The sequence below is a fragment of the Lysobacter gummosus genome (genome assembly GCF_001442805.1).
GTDB lineage: Bacteria > Pseudomonadota > Gammaproteobacteria > Xanthomonadales > Xanthomonadaceae > Lysobacter > Lysobacter gummosus.
This window is the reverse complement of the sequence record NZ_CP011131.1, coordinates 5,171,764-5,191,464: the sequence shown is the minus strand read 5'-3', so window position 1 is coordinate 5,191,464 and position 19,701 is coordinate 5,171,764. Positions and strand designations below refer to the sequence as shown.

The following is a 19,701-nucleotide window of genomic DNA, read 5'->3' as shown; positions in this document are numbered from 1 at the left end:
TGCGATTCGCGTCCGCGCGACTGTGATCGCCGACGCGCTCGGGCCCGCCGCGGCGCCGGCGTGAGGCGGGATTTCGCGCCGGCATGAGCCGTTCGCCGCGCCGATTACGAGCTATGGATCACACCACCCGCGACCGCGCCGGCGGCGGCGCGCGGCGGCGATGATGTCTGGCGGGCGCGCGGGCTGCGTGCGCGACACCTACCCGGTTGCGGTCTGCGCGAGCCGCAAGCGTTGTTACCCACGCGCAAGGATCGCAGCCGGCCCGATCCGCGGCGCGGACGGCGCCGCACCGGCGGTTGCGAACATCGTTTTTACAAGGAGATCCGAATGAACAGGTTGTGCTATCCCATCTTGGCGTCGTTGTTGCTGTTGAGCGGGCAGGCGATGGCGGGGAACGATTTTTGCGATAACGCGCTCGGGACCGACCCGGTTCCGCCCGATCCGAACGGCGGCGGCTGCGAAGTCAAACTGATGGCGCCGAGTCCGAGCGCGGGTGTGGACGGATGGGGAACCGATCCGCACCTGCTGCGGCTGCGCGACATGCCGTTCAATCAAAGTCTGTATGCGGCGCTCAGCAGCAGCGGCGTGGCCATCGCGACGCCGGAGCACCTGCAGATCGATTTCACCGTGCGTTCGGCGAGCCTGGGCAGTTCGTCGGTATCGGATACGGAAGCGGCGTTGGTGGAGTGGTCGTTCGAGTCGCAGGACAAGTCCAATGCCGGCCGCATGCTGGCGCTGTCGCTCAGGCGCGAAGGCCGCGACCTTGTGTTGAACATGGACTGGGTGATCCCGCCCGGTCGCGGCTGGTCGTCGTCGACCCAGCCCGGCATCGAACCGTTGCTGTTGGACAACCAGCGCATCAAGCTGGGGGAGATGCTCCCGGATTCGGCTCAGTTCGCCCGGTTGCCGTGGTTGTACCTCAAGCGCGACGGCCGCTCGGTGCTGGTGGGGCTGCGCGACTCCGACAAGCCCGTGGTGGCGCGGTTCGAATTGCCCGAAGGCCAGTGGCGGCCGATCCGCCTGCGCAACGGCCTCCTGCGCGATGCGCAAATGTTTGAGGGGATGAAAGTGCATCTGTCGTGGCCGCCGGAGTTCCGCGACGTCGATGTCGATGCCCGCTTCGACCCCGGCGAGGCGCCGGTCGATCCGCCCGAATCGCCGCAGCCCATGGCCGTTCAATAAGACGCGCCGCATCGACGCGGCGGATTCAACGCGCGGCGATGGATTTCAAGCGCGCCTGACAGCTTTCCACCCGGCGGCGCTTGGGATGGTCCGCGGCCTGTTCGGCGCGGACCGTCACCAGCGCCTGCGCCAACTCGGTTTTCTGCGCGGCGCTCAGCGGGGGCGCGGACAGGCAGACGGTTTCCGCCCGCGCCAGGGCCAGATTCAAGGTCTGCCCCGGCGTGCTTTCGAATACTTCGCGCGCCGGCGCCAGCGCCGCGCGCGCATCGGCGTCGCGATGCAGATCGTGCAGGGCCATCGCCCAACCCATGCGATAGAACGCCAGATTCAGATGCCGCGACGGCAAGACCGCCGCGCCGATCTCCACCGCCTTGCGCAGATGCGGCTCGGCACCGGCCGGATCGTTGAGATACAGGTGCCGCATCAGGCCGATATTGAATTGCGCCCCGGCCACGCGCGGATGCGCCGGGCCGTTGACCGCGCGCTTGATCTGCATCGATCGCTGTAAATAATCCACCGCCGCGGCGTAGTCGCCGCGGCCTTGTTCGATCGTGCCCAAGGCGTTGAAGGCGTCGGCAGTGTCGCCGTGATTCTCGCCGTGCAGTTTCAGGTCGATGCGCAGCGCTTCGCGCGCCAGCCGTTCGGCCTGTGCATAGTTGCCGGCGTCGCGGTGTTGCAGGGCTTGTCTGTAGATCGCCTTGGCGACGACCGGAGTGTCGGCGTGTTCGGCCGAGACCACGGGCAGCTGCGCCTCCAGTTGCGCGGCGCGCGCCTGTTGGCCGGCGGCGCGCAGCGCGCTGGTCCAGCCATGGCGGGCTTCGATGCTGCGCGGGTCGCTGCCGCCGTAGCGCTGCTGGTGCTCGCGATCCACCGATTCCCACAGTTTCAGCGAAGCCTCCAGACGGGCCTGCGACTGGTACAGCCCGGCGCGCTGGCGCTGGATCTGCAGGCTTTCGTCGATGGCGGCGGCGCCCGACGGCAAGCGTTGCTCGACTTGATCGAGAAACTGCTGCGCCTGCGCATACTCGGCCCGCGCCGCGGCGACGCGCGCGCGCTGCAGATAGGTCTGGCGCAGCGCCTTCGGATCGGTTTGCGGCAGTGCCTGGCGAAGTTTCAGCGCATCGCTCGAATGGCGTTCGGCGCCGTCGAAATCGTTCAGCGACAGATCGATGTCGGCGATGGCGAACGCCAGCGCGGCGCGGGTTTCCGGATCGTCGATGCGTTGCAGTCGCTTTGAGCCGCGCGCGAGCAGTTCGCGCGCGCCGGGATTCTTGCCGAGCGCTTGTTCCGGATCGTTGGCGCGGAACAGATCGACCATGAACTGCGTGACCTGCTCGGCCTGCACGCGCCGGGCTTCGGCGCGATCGCGCGCCAGCGCCAGTTGCCGCGACTGCAGCACGGTGTAGGTGAGAAAGCCGAAGGTGATCGCGCAAATGGCCGCGGCCAAACTCAGCGCGACCGTGTGGCGGCGGGCGAACTTGCCCAGGCGGTACAGGGTTTCGCCATGGCGCGCGGCGATCGGCCGAGATTCCAGCACCGCGCGCAGATCGGCGGCCAGCCGCTCCACGCTGGCGTAGCGCTGCGCCGGTTCCTTGCGCAGGCAGCGCGCCAGGATCGTGTCCAGGTCGCCCTGCAATTGCCGGCTCAGCGCCGCCGCGCTGCCGGCGTGGCGTTGACGGGCGATCCGCAGCGCGCGCTGCGGATCGTGTTTCTCCAGTTGCGCGACCGCGCGGCTGGGCAGGGCCGGCACCGTGTTGGCGATGGCGTGGGCCAGCAGAGCCGGATTGGATTCGGCCGTCGCCAGCGGCAGTTCGCCGGCGAACAATTGGTACATCAGCGTGCCCAGCGCGTAGATGTCGGTGGCGACGCCGGTGGCCGCGCCCAGCACCTGCTCGGGCGCGGCGCTGGCCGGCGAGAAGAACGACTGCGCATCGGCGGTGGCGGCCGCGTCGGTGGCGCCGCCGTCGCCGGCCAGGGTCTTGGCGATGCCGAAGTCGAGCAGCTTGGGCCGGCCCTGGCCATCGACCAGGACATTGCCTGCCTTGAGGTCGCGATGCAGCACCAGCCGCTGGTGCGCGTACTCCACCGCCGCCAGCACCTGCAGCATCAGCGCGATGCGCGCACGCAGCGACAGTTCGCGCGCATCGCAGTAGGCGAGGATCGGCTCGCCGTCGACGTACTCCATCGCGAAGTAAGGACGATCCGGGGCCAGATCGCCGGCGTCGACCAGACGCGCGATGTTGGGATGCTCCAGCGACGCCAGCAGTTGTCGTTCGCGGCGCAGACGTTGCCGCACCTGCGGCGCCAGCCGGTGAAACGCCGCGACTTTGAGCGCCACGCGTTGCTCGCCCTGATCGATCTCGCGCCGCGCCAGATACACCCGGCCCATGCCGCCGGCGCCGAGTTCGCGCTCGATCACGAACGGGCCGGCGCGGCTGCCCGGGCTCAGGCGCTCGGCGTCGTGCTCGATCCAGTCCTCGGCCGCGGCCGCGGCGGCCTCATGCCAGCGCTCGGGAGGAGCCGAATCGTCCGTCGATTCGTCCAGCGATTCGTGCGCGTGCAGCAGCCGTTGCACCGCGTCGTACAGCGCCGCCGGATCGGGCTGGGCGGCGCATTGCTCGCGCAGGAACGCTTCGCGCTGCGCCGCCGGCAGTTCCAGCGCGCGCGCGAACAAGTCCGCGGCTTGCGACCACACCGAAGTGGACGTCTGCATGGCGAAGGTTCCGGCTCAGGCGCCGGGCGGTGCGAGTTGGTCGTGCAGCCAGGCGCGGGCGAACTGCCAGTCGCGCTTGGCGGTGGGCAGCGACACGCCGATGGTCTGCGCGGTTTCCTCGATGGTCAGGCCGCCGAAGTAACGCAACTCCACGCCCCTGGCGGCGCGCGCGTTGATGCGTTCCAGGCGTTGCAGCAAGCGATCGAGATCGAGCGCGTCGGCCAGATCCGGCGTGGCCGCGGCGACGTCCTGCCCGGCCTGCAAGGTGACCTGCAACACGCCGCCGCCGCGCTTGAGCGCCGAGCGTTCGCGCAGATGATCCACCAGCAGGCGGCGGATGACGTGGGCGGCGATGGCGTAGAAATGCACGCGGTTCTGGAACGGCGCGTCGCGCTGTTCGACCAGCTTGAAATAGGCGTCGTTGGCGAGCTCGGTGGCCAGCAACGTGAGCTGGCCGCTGCGGGTCAGGCGCTGTTGCGCCAAGCGCCGCAGCACCGGGTAGATCTGTTCGAGCAACTGCGTCTCGGCGTTGGCATCGCCATTACGCCAACTCTCCAGAAGCCGAGTGATGTCTTGCGGAGCAGCGGCGGTCATCGGGAAGGCGCCGGAAGGGATGGCATCAGCATAACGCGTCAGTTTCGGGTGAGCTATTTGTCGATGTCCGCGTTGGGGAAGCGACAGCCAGACGGCTGCGATCTGATGGTCCGATCCGCCGCCGACGGCCGGGGCGGCGCCCGGCCGTCGACGCGCGGGCGATTACTGCTCCGTCGCCGACAGCATTTCTTTTTCGTAGCGCTGCAACAACCGCAGCAGCCGGTTCGCCGTCTCCACGATCTGTACGGCGGTGTAGGGCGCGGGCAACGCGGCGATCGGCGTCGGGAAGTGGCCGTCGGTGACCAGCAAGTTGGTCATCTCGCAGCCGTCGTGTTCCAGGTCGTACAACTCCCACTGGTCGGATTCGATGCCGCGCGGGTCCCAATAGCGCACCAATTTCCACTCGCCAGAACGCACGCAACGCACGTGGTTGGGCTGGCGCACCGGGCCGGGCGCGAGTTGCGGTACCGGACCGTTGTACGGCAGCCGGCTGCTGCCGTCTCGGACCACATCGACCATGTCCAGGAAGATCTTGAACTCGCGATCGGAATGCACTTGATGCGGATCGATGTCGGCGTGCAGGCGTTCGGTGATTTCATCGTCGGTCGCGAACAGGATGCCTTCGCGCACCTGGCCGTCGGCTTGTTTCGGTTCGGTCTGTTCGCCGCGGATCACCGCGCTCAGGTCCACGCCCGGGAACGGCGGCACCGGGCGGGTCTCGCGCAGCGTCTGCCGAATCTGTTCGCGCTGCGCGGCATCGATTCCGGCCAGACCGAGCAGGGTCGGTACGATGTCGATGTGGCTGGTCAGCGCATCGATCTGGCGCATGTCGGGCCGATCGTTGACCCGCGCCGACTGGATCACCACCGGCACGTGCACCGTTTCCTGATACGCGGTATGCCACTTCTCGATCATGTAGTTGTGCGCGCCGCCGTATTCGCCGTGATCGGCCATGAACACCACGAGGGTGTTTTCGCGCTGGCCCGATTCGTCCAGCGCGTCGAGCACTTGCCGGATGTGCCCATCCACCAGATGCTGCAGCCAGGCGTAGTACTGGATGAAACGCAGCACCGCTTCGTGCGGATCGCGGGTCAGCTGGAACGGAATGCCCGACAGCAAGGCGGCGTTGACCGCATCCAGCCCGGCCTGGGTCTGCGCCGACAGCCCGGTCTTGGCCGCGAGCGCCAGACCCATCTTGTATGCGTAATCGAACTGGCACGCGGGTTTGTTGCTGAGCGGATCGTCCATGCTCGGCGGCACGCGCGCGTTGTCCTGCGGAAATCCCAGCGGGTTGAGCGCCAGGCTCAGGCTGCCGGCGGTTGGCGGATTGCTGAAGCTGCCCTGCGCCGGCACCGGCAGCGGACCCAGCGGCGGCGCATCCGGATCGAGCCCGCGCGGCAGGCCGGGATAAGTCGCGATGTCGTGCGGATTGGCGAACGACGCCACCGCCAGCCACGGCTTGGCTTCGGTGCCGGGCGGTTGCGCCAGCGGCCGGCTTTGATCCTGCTGCGCCAGATGACGGTTGTACGGCAGGCCCAGGCCCTGTCCGCGCAGGAAGCCGCAGACCAGATCGCGGAAGCCGATGTCGCGATAGGCACCGAGGTTGTTGATGCTCGATCCGTGCGGCTCGGGCCACGACAACTCCCAATCGTCGAAGCCGTATTTCTGCAGCGAATGCGCCGGTGGATTGCTGACATGCCACTTGCCGAAGTAGTGCGTCTTGTACCCGGCGCCGCGGAACCAGTGGCCGAGCGTCGGGATGCCGTCTTCGGCCAGCCACGGAAACGCATCGGTGTCGCCGTTCTTGAACAAGCCGTCGGTCTGCGTCACGCCGGTGCGCGCGCCGTATTGCCCGGTCATCAGCGCGGCGCGGCTGGGAATGCAGGCCGAGGAGGCGATGGTGTGCTTGCGCAGCACCACCGAATGCTTGCGCAGCGACCACAGCCCGGGAAAGAAACGGCGATAGTCGTTGTCGGCCTCGGGCTCGCCCTGGAAACCGACGATGTCCTTGAGCTGCGGCGCGAAGCCGCCCTCGGCACCGTAGGCATAACGCGGGAAGCGCAGTTGATCGACGAGGATGACGAGGATGTTCGGCTTGGCGGAGGGACTGATCATGACGTTCCTAGGTTGGGACGCGACTACTGCGGACGCCGGAGCAACCCGGCCGGTCGATCGATAGGGGTGAAAACGAGGGCTGGCCGCGCGGACGGCCATGCTCGCTAGAACGGCGGAGCCGGCGGGCTGTGACGCCGGGCGGCGGTGCGTCGATTCGGAGCGGGGCCCGCGAATTCCGATGCGGGCAGTCACGCGGATTTCGACGCGATGATGGTCACCGTTCTGTCACCGGACTCACGACCGCGCCCCCGCCTTCGAGCGGCGCGGGCCGATCGGTTCGATCCAAGCTGAATCCGGGGTGAGAGACGCGAAAGCCACGGCGTTCGCCGAGACGCGTGTCGCGTCTGTCGCGAGGCGGGATGGATAAACTATCGCCACTTCCCCCGGAGTACTTCCAGCATGTGCGGAATCGTTGCAGCGATCGCGGATCGCGATGTGGTATCGGTCCTGATCGACGGACTAAAACGCTTGGAATATCGTGGCTACGATTCCTCTGGCATTGCCGTGTTCGACGGCGCCCAGCTGCGCCGCGTGCGCCGCACCGGCCGCGTCAGCGAAATGGAGAACGCCGCGCAGGCGGAAGGTTTCCAGGCCCAGATTGGCATCGGCCACACCCGCTGGGCCACCCACGGCGGCGTCACCGAGGCCAATGCCCACCCGCACATCAGCTTCGGCGAACTGGCGGTGGTGCATAACGGCATCATCGAAAACCACGACGAGCAGCGCGAGCGCCTGCGCGCGGCCGGTTACACCTTCGAATCGCAGACCGACACCGAGGTCATCGCGCACCTGGTGCATTTCCATCAGAAGCAGGGATTGGATCTGCTCGCCGCGGTGCAGGCGGCGGTCAGCGAACTGGTCGGTGCGTATGCGATCGCGGTGGTCAGCAAGAACGAACCCGGCCGTTTGATCGCCGCGCGCATGGGCTGCCCGCTGCTGATCGGCCTGGGCGAGGGCGAGAACTTCGTCGCCAGCGACGTGTCGGCGATTCTGCAAGCCACGCGCCGGGTGATCTTCCTGGAAGAAGGCGACACCGCCGAAGTCAGCCGCGCCCAGGTGCGCGTGTTCGACCAGACCGGCGCGGCGATCGAGCGCGAAGTGCATGTGTCCGACGTGTCGCTGGCCTCGCTGGAACTGGGCCCGTACCGCCACTTCATGCAGAAAGAAATCCACGAACAGCCGCGCGCCATCGCCGACACCATCGAAGCAGTGATGGACGACGGCGGGTTCTCGGCGGAACTGTTCGGCGCGCAGGCCGAATCGGTGTTCGCCGGTGTCGAGGGCGTGCAGATCCTGGCCTGCGGCACCAGTTACTACGCCGGCCTGACCGCGCGTTACTGGATCGAAGCCATCGCCGGCCTGCCGTGCCAGGTTGAGATCGCGAGCGAATACCGCTACCGCGCCGCGGTGGCGAATCCGAAGCAACTGATCGTGACGATTTCGCAGTCGGGCGAAACCCTGGATACGATGGAAGCGCTGAAGTACGCCAAGTCGCTGGGCCACGACAAGACGCTGTCGATCTGCAACGTGCCCGAGAGCGCGATCCCGCGCGCGAGCAAGCTGGTGTACTACACCCGCGCCGGCGCCGAGATCGGCGTGGCGTCGACCAAGGCGTTCACCACGCAGCTGGTCGCGTTGTTCACGCTGACCGCGACCCTGGCCAAGCTCGGCGGCAAGCTGAGCGCGGAGCAGGAAGCCGAGTTCGTCGATGCGCTGCGCCATCTGCCCGGCAGCGTGCAGCACGCGCTGAACCTGGAACCGCAGATCATCGGCTGGGCCGACCGCTTCGCACCCAAGCATCACGCCTTGTTCCTGGGTCGGGGCGTGCATTACCCGATCGCGCTGGAAGGCGCGCTCAAGCTCAAGGAAATCTCCTACATCCACGCCGAGGCGTATCCGGCGGGCGAGCTGAAGCACGGCCCGCTGGCGCTGGTGGACGCGGACATGCCGGTGGTGGTGATCGCACCGAAGGACAGCCTGCTGGAGAAGGTGAAATCCAACATCCAGGAAGTGCGCGCGCGCGGCGGCGAGATGTTCGTGTTCGCCGACCTGGACAGCCACTTCGGCGAATCCGAGGCGGTGCACGTGATCCGCACGCCGCGTCACGTCGGCGTGCTGTCGCCGGTGGTGCATGCGATTCCGGTGCAGTTGCTGGCGTATCACGCGGCGCTGGCGCGCGGGACCGATGTCGATAAGCCGCGCAACCTCGCCAAGGCGGTTACGGTCGAGTAAGCGCGGGCGGTCGGTTTCGCGAATCGCCATCGGCGCTCGCGAAACCTTTCGATAAGAAAACGGCGCCCTTCGGGGCGCCGTTTTCGTTACAGTTGTTTCGTCCGTCCGTCCGTCCGTCCGCGCGGCGGCTCAGACCACCATCGCCACCAACAGCCCCGCGTACTCGCGCAGCCCGCGCGCGCTGTAGCGCAAGGCGCGCATCGACGGTTGCCATGGCGTGGCCGCGCTCAGCAGTGGCGGCGCCTCGGCCGGCGCCAGCGGCAGCGCCGGCAGGCGTTGATGATTGAACCAGCGCAGCGCGCGCGGCATGTGCATCGCCGAGGTCACCAGGATCACCCGTTGCCAGCCGCGTTCGCGCGCGATGCGCGCGGCGTGTTCGGCGTTCTGCCGCGTGTCGCTGCTGCTGTCGTCCTGGATCATCGCCGACTCGGGCACGCCGAGTTTGGCCAATGCCTGGGCCATGATCCGCGCTTCGCTGATGCCGCGGCTGGTGCCGTTGGGGCCGCCGCTGAGCAGGATGGTCGGCGCGCGCTGGGCATGCCATGCGCGCGCGGCGGCGGCGACGCGGTTGTCGGCCAACTCCGGCGACTGCGCGTCGCCGCTGTCGAAACGGTCGAGGCGGCCGATATCGCCGCCGAGCACGACGATGGCGTCGGCCGCCGGCATGCCTTCGGCGGACTGGCCCAGATAAGCGCGTTGCAGCGAATCGCGCAGCGCATCGGCGGCGGCCGGCATCGACCACAGCAGCGACCACACCGCGCCGGCCAGGAACAACGAAAGACCGCTGCGGCGCCAGCGCGCCAGCCACGCCACCACCGCGAGTCCCGCCGCCAGCAGCGACAGATGCAGAGGTTCGATCAACCAGCCCAGCGCGGCGGCGACGGCGTCCATCGTTACGAGCCTTTCGAAGTCGGCAACATGCCGCGAGTATCGTCGTCGAGCAGGCGCAGCAGCGCGTCGCTCATCAATCCGGCCTGACGATCGCGCGAATACGCCGGCGCCGCGGCGATACTTGCCGCGCGCAGGCGCTGCAGGCGTTCGGGGTCGCCGGCCAACTGCGCGATCGCATCGGCCATGGCCTGCGCATTCTCCGGAGCGACGCACAAGCCGCAGCCGGTGCTTTCGACGATGCGCGTGGCTTCGCCGCGCGGCAGCGACATCAACGCCGGAATGCCCATGCCCATGCCTTCGAACAGCTTGGACGGAATCACGCCGCCGAACACCGGGTTGTCGCGCAGCGGAATCAGCGAGATGTCGCACAGCCCCCACAGCTTGGGCATCATTTCCTTGGGCTGACGCGGAATCATGCGTACGTTCGCCAGTTGTCGCTCGGCCACCAGTTGCTCGACCCGCGCGCGCTCGGCGCCGCTGCCGGCGAAGAAGAACACGATGCGCGGATCGTGGCGGAGTTTCTCCGCGGCATCGACCACCGTTTCCAGTCCGTGCGCCATGCCGTGGGTGCCCAGGTAGCCGACCACGAAGCGTCCGTCCAGATCGTACTGTTGCGCCATCGCCGTGTCGCGCGCGCACGGCACGTAGCGCTGCAGGTCCACTCCGTTGAGCACGACGTGGATCTTGCCGGCGTCGACGCCGCGATGGATCAGCTCCTCGCGGAACGACTGCGTGACCGGGATGATGGCATCCGCGCTGCGGTACAGGAACATCTCCAGCCGTTCCAGCACGCGGATCGCCAGGCTGCGTTTCATCGCGCCGACCGCGGTGATCGACGCCGGCCACAGGTCGCGCAGTTCGAACACGAACGGCCGGCGCTTGAGCCGCGCCAGCATCCAACCGCCCAGCGCGCAGAAGAATTGCGGCGAGGTCGCCACCACCACGTCGTGGCGGCGCTCGAACAGGCCGGCGACGGTGGAGGCGGCCATGAAGCTCAAGTAATCCAGGGTGCGCTTGATGAAGCCTTCGTTGGCGGTGATGTAGGTCTTGACCCGCACCACGCGGATGCCGTCGATGGTTTCCACGCTGCGCCAATCGTTGCGGTAACCGTCGAACAACTTGCCCTCGGGGAAGTTGGGCGCGCAGGTGATCACGGTCACCTCATGCCCGGCGCGCACCCAGCGCACCGCGTGCTCATAGGTGCGCGTGGCCGGTGCGTTGCCCTCGGGCGGGAAATTGTCCGATAGAAAAAGAATGCGCATGAGAGCTCAACAATCCCAGAGGAACAGGGCGACCGCGTTGCCGACGGCCGGGTCCAGCGTCGCCTCGATGACCCGGCAGGCGCGGCCGAGGCCGAATTCGGGGTGATACATGCTGGCCGCGGTGCGTTCGGTCGCCGGCTCAATGCGCCAGCGCAGGCCGAAGTTCGCATCCAGGTGCAGGGCGTGATCTTCGATGCGGATATCCGGATGCACGCGGTAGCGCGCGACGGCGCGATCGAAGGCGCCGTCGATGCGGTCCTCGATGCGCAGCGCGCCGGGTTGCAGCACCCAGCGGCGATGGTGCACCGGCCGGCCCTTCAGGCGCCGATAACCGTCGTGCGAGGCGGCGAGCCAGGCGCCTTCGCCGAAGTGGCCGTGTTCGACCGCCGATGCGCGAGCGCGGCGGGCGACGCGGAAGCTGCTCCACACTTCGGAGGAATTCTGCCCGTCGATCTCGATGGTGTTGTGCGCGGAGGTTCCGCGCTGCCATAGCCGTTCGGCGCCGATGTCGTAGCGCGAGGTGCCGGCGTTGACCAGCACCCGGCGTCCACGCAGCGACAGTTCGAAGCTCAAGGTATCGGCATGGGCGTGGCCAGGCAGATAGTCCGGGCCGATGTCGCCGACGTCGGCGATCACCACCGCGTCGCCGCATTGCAGACGCGCGTAGCCCGAATCCGGCAGCAGCTGCATGGCTTCGTCGGACGGTTCCGGCGCTTCGATGCCGAGCGCGAGCGCATAGGCGGACAGCTCGGCGAAGTTCGGCGCGATGCCGAGCGCGGCGTCGTTGAAGAAGGCGATGCCGCCGTCGGGATGGGTCATCACGCTGAGCCAGCGCAGCATCGCGCCGGCCTTGTCGCGCCACAGCGCCACGTCGGTGTGCGGCACCGCTTCGGGGAACAGGCGCGCGAGCTGGACCATGTCGAGCAGGTCTTCGAGCAGGATCGCGTGATACATCGGACTGCGTTCGAAGTGGCCGCCGTCGGCGAGGATCTGCTCGTCGATCTCGCGGCGCAGTCCGTTCAAGCCTTCGGTGCGCCAGCGCGCGGCTTCGGCGCCCTGGAAGAACGCGCCGGCGAACAGCAGCGCCTTGTAGTTGGCCCACAGATGATTGCCGAGCAGATGGCGTTCGAGTCGCCGGCGCAGGAAACGCACTTGGATCGCCAGACTGTTCAGCGCCGAACGCTCGCGGGCGGCATCGCCGAAGGCCTGCCCGGCGCAGCGCCATTTGATCCAGTTGACGATGCGCAGCGACAGGCAGTACGGCTCCCAGCCGTTGCCGCCGGCCGGCGGATTGTCGGCGATCCAGCGCGCGATCAACTCGCGATGCCAATGGCTGCGCGACGACGCGCCGTCGGCGTTGAGGTCGTCGAAGTAATGCAGGTTGTACAGCCACAGCTTGGGCAGCTTGGTGCTGTTCCAGTCGTTGCCGGCCAGCTCGCGTTCGTCGTTCAAGAAACGGAAGCGGTTCGCGCCCAGCATCGAGGGATTGCGCGCGCAGGCGGTCCAACGCGTGTCGGTGGCGGCCGGCGCGGGCGCCGGCGCGTGCTCGATGCGCGGCCGGTGCAGCCGGTGCCAGGCGCGGCCGTAGATCTGCACCGGGCGCAGATAACGCACGGTGTGCCACATGCGCGGCAATCGCGAGGCGATGCTCATGCGGCGCACCTGCAAGCGGGCGTGAAGGCGTTCATGCGCGTCAGACCGAGGCGTCCAGTTCGATGGTGACCCGCGCCACTTCGAAGATTTCCTCCGGCGGGATCGGCGGCGGCGACTTGCCTTGCACCGCCTGCATGAAGGCGGCGGCACAGGCGGCCTGGCCCTTGTCCTGGCTCCACAGATTCATTTTGCTGAAACCCGGCCAGCCGTAACCGCGCAGCTTGCGGAAGTTGTCCAGCGCCAGCACGCGGCCGGCGGTGAACACTTCCAGGCGTTCCTTCGGGAAGCTCTTATGGCCGTTGGCGAGGTAATGCACCGTGCCGAAGGAACCGTCGGCGAAGCTCAGGGTGAAGCTGACCCGGTCGCTGCGGATGCCGCTGGCATCGCCGACCGCGGTGAGCTGATGGCCGACGATCGGCGAGCCGGCGAGGAAGCGCAGCAGATCGACGAAGTGGCAGGCCTCGCCGATCAGGCGGCCGCCGCCGAGTTGCGGGTCCTGGGTCCAGTGATCGGCCGGAATCGCGCCGGCGTTGACCGTCATCACGAACGACTTGGGTTCGCGCACGCCGGCCAGCAGCTGGTGCATCTTCTTCACCTGCGGGGCGAAGCGGCGGTTGAAGCCGACCATCAGCACCGGCGGGGCGCCGTAGACCGATTGCTCGCCGTGCGCCTTCTCGATGGTCTGCAGTTCTTCCAGGGTCAGGCACAGCGGCTTTTCGACGAACACGTGCTTGCCGCGGCGCAAGGACTTGAAGGTCAGTTCGGCGTGGCTGCCGTGCTGGGTCGCGATCACCACCGAGCCGACGCTGGCGTCGCGCAGCAGCGCGTCGGTATCGGTGCTGGCGTTGCGGAAGCCGTACTTCTTCCCGAAGTGGACGCTACCGACGCCGTTGTTGGTCACCACGGTATGCAGCTTGGCGCCGGATTTGACGAAGGCCGGAATCAGCACGCGGCCGGCGTAGTTGCCGGCGCCGATGAAGGCCACACCGGCGCCGTCGGCATCGCCGGCGACTTCGCGCACCGCCGGCTTGGCCGGCAGCGGCACCTTGCGCCGGATCAGGTCGTCGGGCATTTCTTCGCCGCGGCGATAGTCGAGCATGATGCCCAGCGAGGGTTCGCCGCCGCCGAGCACGCTGTAAGCCTGTTCGGCGTCGGCGATGCCGTAGCGATGGCTGACCAATGCGCTGGCATCGACCGCGCGGCTGGCCATCATGTCCAGCACCGCTTCGAAGTTGCGTTGCTCGGTCCAGCGCACGAAGGCCACCGGATAATCGTTGCCGCGTTCCTCATAGGAGGCGTCGTAACGGCCCGGGCCGTACGAGCACGAGACCTGGAACGACAGTTCTTTCTCGTAGAAATCCGCGCGCGACAGCTCCAGGCCGGTGACGCCGACCAGGACGATGCGGCCGCGCTTGCGGCACATGTGCGCGGCCTGCGAGACCGGTTCGTTGCTCTTGGTCGAGGCGGTGATCAGCACCGCATCGACGCCGCGACCGCGCGAGAAGGTCTGCGCGGCGGCCAGCGGGTCTTCGCCCTTGGACAGGTCCACGGTCTGCGCGCCGTAGCTGCGCGCCAGCGCGAGTTTGGCCGGATCGAAATCGATGCCGAGCACGCGGCAGCCGTGCGCGCGCAGCAATTGCACGGTGATCAGGCCGATCAGGCCCAGGCCGGTGACCACCACGGTTTCGCCGAGGGTGGGCTGGACCAGGCGGATGCCTTGCAGCGCGATCGCGCTGAGCACGGTGAAGGCGGCCGACTCGTCGTCCACTTCGTCCGGAATCTTCGCGCACAGGTTGACCGGCACCGCGACCACTTCGGCGTGCTTGCCGTTGGAGGCGACGCGGTCGCCGAGTTCGAACCCGGTCACGCCCGGGCCGATGCCGATCACCGTGCCGACGTTGCAATAGCCCAGCGCCAGGGGTTGATCGAGCTTGCTGCGCACCGCGTCGAGCGTCGGCGCCAGGCCGTCGGTGCGGATCTTCTCCAGCACCATGCGCACCTTGTCCGGTTGCTGCCGCGCCTTCTGCAGCATGTTGGCCTTGCCGAATTCGACCAGCATGCGCTCGGTGCCGGCCGAAACCAGGGTGACGTGGCTGCGGATCAGCAGATGCCCGCGGCGCAGCGCGGGAGCGGGGACGTCGGCGACTTCAGTGCTGCCGTCGCGCAGGTTTTGCAGGACTTGTTGCATGGCGGTTCCGATGCGTTGAATGCGGGGGAGGGGAGCTCAGGCACGGAGCGCGGAGCGTGTTGCGATGGAATTGACAAGGTTCATGACGGCAGCTGCGCGCATTCGGCGACCACGCGCGCCATCGCCGTGTCCCAGGCTTCGTAGCGCAGTTGCCGCAGGCCGTCGCGGCGCTGGTCCAGCAGCGAGCGGTCGGCGTCGATGCGCAGCAGGTCTTGCGCCAGCCGCGCGCCGTTGCCGTACTCGACCAGGAAACAGGCCTGGGCCTGTTCGAACGGGGCGGAGGTGGACAGGCCGGGATTGGTGAAGAAGGGGATTTCCAGCGCCGCGCAGTCGAACCATTTGTTCGGCTCGGCCAGTCGGTTGATCTCCAGCGCCGGATCGTAGAAGGCCAGCACCACGTCCGCGCTGAGCAGCATCGCCAGCGCGTCTTCGTTGCTGACGATGCCGCGGTAGTTCGCGCCCATCTGCTGGGCCAGGCTCTGCGCGTCCTCGCCGAGCAGGCGCCCGGCGCCGACGAACTCGATGCGGCCGGCGGTGGCTTCCATCGCTTCGCGCATCATCCGCGCGCCGCGCTCGGGCGAGATCAGGCCGCTGACGAGCACCCGCAGGCGGCCGTCGCGATAAGGCCGCGCCGCCGCCATCTGCCGTGCGCGGGCGATCACGTCGCTGTGCGGGGTGTTGCGCACGATCCGCACGTTGTCGCCGTCGTTGCCGTCGGCGCGCGAGGCGCCCGGGACCACGTGCAGCGAGGCCTTGCGGCCGATGAAGCGCTCGATGGCTTCGATCGCGCGCTTGACCGGCGCCGGCCAGGCGTAGCTCTTGGACAGCTTGTCGCGATCCAGGAACACGAACCGGCAGCGCCGCAGCGAGGCGACGATGGCGCAGGGCAGCGCCGCGTCCAGGCGCGAGCAGAAGTACACGCCGGCGCGCGGCTGGAAGAACACGCGCACGGTCAGCCACGCCATCCACAGCGCGTAGCCCAGCGCGTTGACCGCGCCGCCGCCCCACGAGCCGAAGCTCAGCAGCACCTTGACCTTGGGCAGGTCGGCGTTTTGCTTGTCGCGGCTCCAGATCCAGAATTCGTACGGGATGCGCGCGCTGTCGAGCACCTTCGACAACTTGCTCAGGTACGGATTCTTCAGATAGGGATTGCCTTGTCCCAGGATGATCGCGTTCATGCCATGGCTCCGCGCATGCGGATGGGGCGGTTGCCGACCCAGGTGACGGCGTACAGCAACAGCAGGGTGATGAAATAACGGCTCCAGCCGCCGAGCAGTTCCATGTAGAGAAATCCGGAAGAGAACATGAAGATCGAGAAGCTGTAGATCACCACGCCGACCGGCGTGACCACGCGCCGGCGCGCATAGACCTTGCGAATGCCGGCCAGGCAGGCGCCGTTGACCGCGCCGAACGCGATCAGTCCCAACAGGCCGAAGTTCATGTAGCCCTCGGTCGGCAGGCCGGTGGTGTAGGAGGTGAGTTTTTCGCCTTCCAGGGTGTAGCTGCCCGGATAGATCATGTTGCGCAGCGCCGGGCCGCCGCCGAAGGGCTTGTCCGGCCACAGCGCGCGCGGGATCGGATTGACCGCGGCGGCGAACACGGTCTCGCCGTAGACGAAGTCCCAGCGCGAATCGTTCTGCGCAAGCCAGGTCAGGTTCTCGGCATTGCCGAAGGCGCCGTTGAGGCCGTACACCAGCAACTGCACTGGGCCTTCGCTGGTGAGGCTGGAACTGTCGGCGCTGTCGAGCGTGGTGCGCACCTTGGCCCAGGCCGACAGGCCCAGGGCGACGATCAGCAGCAGCGGCAGCAGCATCAGCGCGCGGCCGATTTCGCCGCGGTAGATCGATAGCGAAGCCAGCAGCAGGATCGCGATCAGGATGAAGACGAAGTTGCGGTTGCCCATCGCCACGAACGCCACCGCCACCACCAGCACCACGCCGCCGATCGGCAGCAATCGCCAGCGCGCCAGCGGCGGGCCGTCGGTGCGGCGCGAGGCGAGGTAGTTGGTGACCAGGATCGCGCAGTAGCAGATCGCCGCGAACGCAAGCACCACCGCCGGGCCCATGCCGCGGCGGATCATGATGCGGTCCTTCATGTAATCGGCCAGGTCGTAACTGGCCACCGTGCGCGCCAGGTAGATCACCGCGCACATCGCCGGAATCCCGACCAGCACCAGCACGCGGCGGCGCTCGCGCCGGGTCAGGCTGCGCACCTGCGGCAGCACCGGCCGGCTCAGGCCGCCGGCGAAGGCGTAGCCGCCGATGCCGGACAGGCAGAACACCAGCGAGAACATCAGCGCCGCCAGCTTGGCGTCGAAGGAGTAGTAGAACGGGTAGGTCTGGACCTGATGCAAGTCCTTCAGCCACGGAATGAAGCCGTAGATGAAGGCGACGGTGAGGATGAAGACCAGGATCGGATTGACGAACAAACGGTCGAGCCGGCCGCCGATGCGCGTGAACGCCAGCATCACCAGGCCGATGAAGAACACGAAGTAGAGGATCGCCATGCGTCGTCCTCCTAGCCCGCGCCGTCGATGTCGCGGCGGAAGATCTCGCGCGCCGGATTGCCGGCGTACACGGCGAAATCCGGCACATCCTCGGCCAGCACCGCGCCGGCGCCGACGATGGCGCCGCGGCCGATGCGCTTGACCCGCGGCAGCACGATCGCGCCGGCGCCGACCCAGGCGAAGTCCTCGATCCGCAGCGGCGAGAACTCGATCGGATTGAGATGCCAGTCGGCATGGCCGCGGCGCACGACGTGGTTGTGCGTGAAGATCTTCGCGCTTTCGGAAATGGCGACGTGATCGCCGACCTGCACTCCGCCGGAGTAATCGATGTAGGCATCGGCGCCCAGCTCCACCCCGCGGCCGAAGGCGATCGCGGCGTGCTCGCTGCGGTGCGCGGCGACCACCATCACCCGGTCCGACACGCTCATGCGTTCAGCGCGGAAATGCCAGCGGTACACGCGCGTGCGCAGCCCGCGCAGGCCGGGCAGGCCGAACGCGGACAAAGTGCGCGCGAACACGTAGCAGGTCTTGGACAGGGCGGACATGCCGGCGCCTCAGCCTTCGCGCAGCCGGTCGGGATACAGCTTGCCGACGTAGTCGCCGACCGAGCCGACCACCTGGCCGGGACTGCCGACGACGATGCTCAGCGGCGGAATCGTGCCGCGCACGACGCTGCCGGCGCCGATGATGCAGCCCGCGCCGATGTCGGCGCCGGGCATGATGATCGAACCGGTGCCGACGAAGCTGTAGCGGCCGATCGACACCGGCTTGACGCGGATTTCCGGCGGATCGAAAAACAGGCCGAGTTCCTTCGCGACGGTGTTGATCGCCGCGTCGTGGGTCAGGATGCGCACGTTGCTGGAAATCGTGCAGCCCTCGCCGAGGGTGATCAGCGAGTAGTCGGTGCCGTCGAACCAGATCTTGGCCGACAGATAGTTGGGCAGGCCGTCGATGCGCGCGCCCTCCGATTTCAGGTACCAGGTGTACAGACGCGTGACCAGACCCGGCTTGATCAGCCAGCCGATGCGGATCGCACCCAGGACCACGGTTTTCTTCAACAGACGGGCGACGCTCATGAATTGCTCCGGGCCAGCGCCTTCCAGCGCAGCTCGTTTCGGTTGAACAGGGCGAAAGTCAGCAGCTGCAGCAGCGAGGCGAGGAAGTACGCGAACGCCAGCCCCGTCGCGCCGCCGTGCATGTGCAGGGCGACCGCGGCGGTGGCGAGCAGGACCACGCAGAACACCGCGTTGCCGTAGAGCAGAATCGACGGGCGGCCGTCGGCGGTGGCCTTGCGCATCAGGATCGTGGTCGGCGCGGTCGCCACCACCGAAGCCAGCAGCCATTGCAGCGGTTCCACCGAGCCGGCGTAGGCCGGGGCCAGCGCGTGGATCAACGGCGGCGCCGCCAGCGCGGCCAGTAAGGCGATGGCGCCGGTGATCGCCAGCAGCAGCGCCATCGAATGACGCAGCACCGTCGACGCGCCGTGGCGATCGCCCTGGGCCAGGGCCGAGGACAGCATCGGCAGCGCCGCGTTGGCGACCACGCCGATGCCGAACAGCAGGATCGAGCGGGCCTGATTGCCGAGGGCGAAATGCCCCAGGTCGGTGGCGCCGTCGGCGGTGTGCGAGAGCATCACCATCACCAGCCACATCGCCGGCACGGTCAGCAGTCCGGCCAGCGACGAAGGCAGGCCCAGCCGCCACAGCACCGACCAGTCCGCGCGCGTGGTCGTGCGCAGCGACAACTTCAGGCCGTGTTCGCGGCGGTAGCGGCGCAGGCTGCGCTCCTGGCCGACGGCGATCACGATCTGCGAGGCGATGTAGCCGTACATCGCCCAATGCAGATCGCGCTGAAACGCCGCCAGCACCATGATCGCGAAGGCGATCGGCGCGCTGAGCAGATTGGCCCAGGCCTGTTCCTTGACCCGGCCCACGGCCAGGGCGACGCCGTTCTGGATCGCGGTGAGAAATCCCGCCAACACCAGCAGGCTGGAGCTGGCGTACACCGGCGTGAGCGCGGCGTCGTGTCCGACGTAGCGCGCCACCAGCGGCGACAGCGCCACGATCGCCACCGCGAACACCAGCGAGATCAACAACGCCGAACCGTACGACACCGACCACGCCACCCCCATGCGCTCGCGCGAGCCCTGCAGGGCTTCGGCGACGATCTTGGTCGCCATCTGCCCCAGGCTGAGCGCGCAGAACGTGGTGAACAACAGCGCCGTGGTCTGGATCAGGGTGAACTGGCCGAACGCCCGCGGCCCCAGCAAACCGGCGACCAGCAGCACGCCGGCGAAGATCGCCCCGCGCGAGGCCATGGCGCTCACGGCCGAAAGACTGGCGGTGGTGATCAGTCGCCGGATCAT

At 67.8% G+C, this 19,701-nt stretch carries 14 protein-coding genes; 2 read left to right on the top strand and 12 right to left on the bottom strand.

Going from position 1 to position 19,701, the window contains the following annotated elements; genetic code table 11:
- Nucleotides 1–327 precede the first annotated feature (327 nt).
- Nucleotides 328–1,182, top strand: coding sequence for a hypothetical protein (locus LG3211_RS21105; RefSeq protein WP_057944542.1), 855 nt, complete (start codon nt 328–330; stop codon nt 1,180–1,182).
- Between the two features lie 25 nt (nt 1,183–1,207).
- Here the strand turns inward: LG3211_RS21105 and LG3211_RS21100 are convergent, their stop codons facing one another.
- From LG3211_RS21100 to LG3211_RS21090, 3 genes are all read right to left on the bottom strand, one after another.
- Nucleotides 1,208–3,895, bottom strand: coding sequence for a serine/threonine-protein kinase (locus tag LG3211_RS21100; protein WP_057944541.1), 2,688 nt, complete (start codon nt 3,893–3,895; stop codon nt 1,208–1,210).
- Nucleotides 3,896–3,910: 15 nt separating this feature from the next.
- The gene (locus LG3211_RS21095; protein ID WP_057944540.1) at nt 3,911–4,489 is read right to left on the bottom strand and encodes an ECF-type sigma factor; all 579 of its coding nucleotides are present in this window, start codon (nt 4,487–4,489) and stop codon (nt 3,911–3,913) included.
- 162 nt (nt 4,490–4,651) lie between these two features.
- Nucleotides 4,652–6,604 carry a sulfatase-like hydrolase/transferase gene (locus LG3211_RS21090; RefSeq protein ID WP_222837537.1) on the bottom strand — a complete coding sequence of 651 codons (1,953 nt, stop codon included), beginning with the start codon at nt 6,602–6,604 and terminating at the stop codon, nt 4,652–4,654.
- A gap of 399 nt (nt 6,605–7,003) precedes the next feature.
- Between LG3211_RS21090 and glmS the strand changes: the two genes are divergently transcribed.
- Nucleotides 7,004–8,836, top strand: coding sequence for a glutamine--fructose-6-phosphate transaminase (isomerizing) (glmS, locus tag LG3211_RS21085; protein WP_057944539.1), 1,833 nt, complete (start codon nt 7,004–7,006; stop codon nt 8,834–8,836).
- Nucleotides 8,837–8,965: 129 nt separating this feature from the next.
- On the opposite strand, the gene LG3211_RS21080 is transcribed toward glmS, so the two are convergent.
- The 9 genes from LG3211_RS21080 to LG3211_RS21040 all read right to left on the bottom strand — a co-directional run bounded on the left by LG3211_RS21080 (nt 8,966) and on the right by LG3211_RS21040 (nt 19,701).
- On the bottom strand, nt 8,966–9,727 hold the full coding sequence (locus LG3211_RS21080; RefSeq protein WP_057944538.1) for a YdcF family protein: 762 nt from the start codon (nt 9,725–9,727) through the stop codon (nt 8,966–8,968).
- A gap of 2 nt (nt 9,728–9,729) precedes the next feature.
- Complete coding sequence (locus tag LG3211_RS21075; RefSeq protein WP_057944537.1) at nt 9,730–10,989, bottom strand: glycosyltransferase family 4 protein; 1,260 nt, start codon at nt 10,987–10,989, stop codon at nt 9,730–9,732.
- A 6-nt stretch (nt 10,990–10,995) separates the two neighbouring features.
- Nucleotides 10,996–12,642 carry a heparinase II/III family protein gene (locus tag LG3211_RS21070; RefSeq protein WP_057945659.1) on the bottom strand — a complete coding sequence of 549 codons (1,647 nt, stop codon included), beginning with the start codon at nt 12,640–12,642 and terminating at the stop codon, nt 10,996–10,998.
- A gap of 40 nt (nt 12,643–12,682) precedes the next feature.
- The gene (locus LG3211_RS21065; protein WP_057944536.1) at nt 12,683–14,830 is read right to left on the bottom strand and encodes a bi-domain-containing oxidoreductase; all 2,148 of its coding nucleotides are present in this window, start codon (nt 14,828–14,830) and stop codon (nt 12,683–12,685) included.
- Nucleotides 14,831–14,910: 80 nt separating this feature from the next.
- The gene (locus LG3211_RS21060; protein WP_057944535.1) at nt 14,911–16,008 is read right to left on the bottom strand and encodes a glycosyltransferase family protein; all 1,098 of its coding nucleotides are present in this window, start codon (nt 16,006–16,008) and stop codon (nt 14,911–14,913) included.
- Nucleotides 16,005–17,336, bottom strand: a complete 1,332-nt coding sequence (locus LG3211_RS21055) for an oligosaccharide repeat unit polymerase (RefSeq protein WP_057944534.1) — start codon at nt 17,334–17,336, stop codon at nt 16,005–16,007. The genes LG3211_RS21060 and LG3211_RS21055 overlap by 4 nt, the downstream gene beginning before the upstream one ends.
- A gap of 11 nt (nt 17,337–17,347) precedes the next feature.
- Nucleotides 17,348–17,881: an acyltransferase gene (locus LG3211_RS21050; RefSeq protein WP_057944533.1), complete on the bottom strand. Its 534-nt coding sequence runs from the start codon at nt 17,879–17,881 to the stop codon at nt 17,348–17,350.
- A 9-nt stretch (nt 17,882–17,890) separates the two neighbouring features.
- Nucleotides 17,891–18,412 (bottom strand): acyltransferase, encoded by a 522-nt coding sequence (locus LG3211_RS21045; RefSeq protein WP_057944532.1) that lies wholly within the window; start codon nt 18,410–18,412, stop codon nt 17,891–17,893.
- Entirely contained in the window at nt 18,409–19,701 is a 1,293-nt protein-coding gene (locus tag LG3211_RS21040; RefSeq protein WP_057944531.1) for an oligosaccharide flippase family protein, read from the bottom strand. The genes LG3211_RS21045 and LG3211_RS21040 overlap by 4 nt, the downstream gene beginning before the upstream one ends.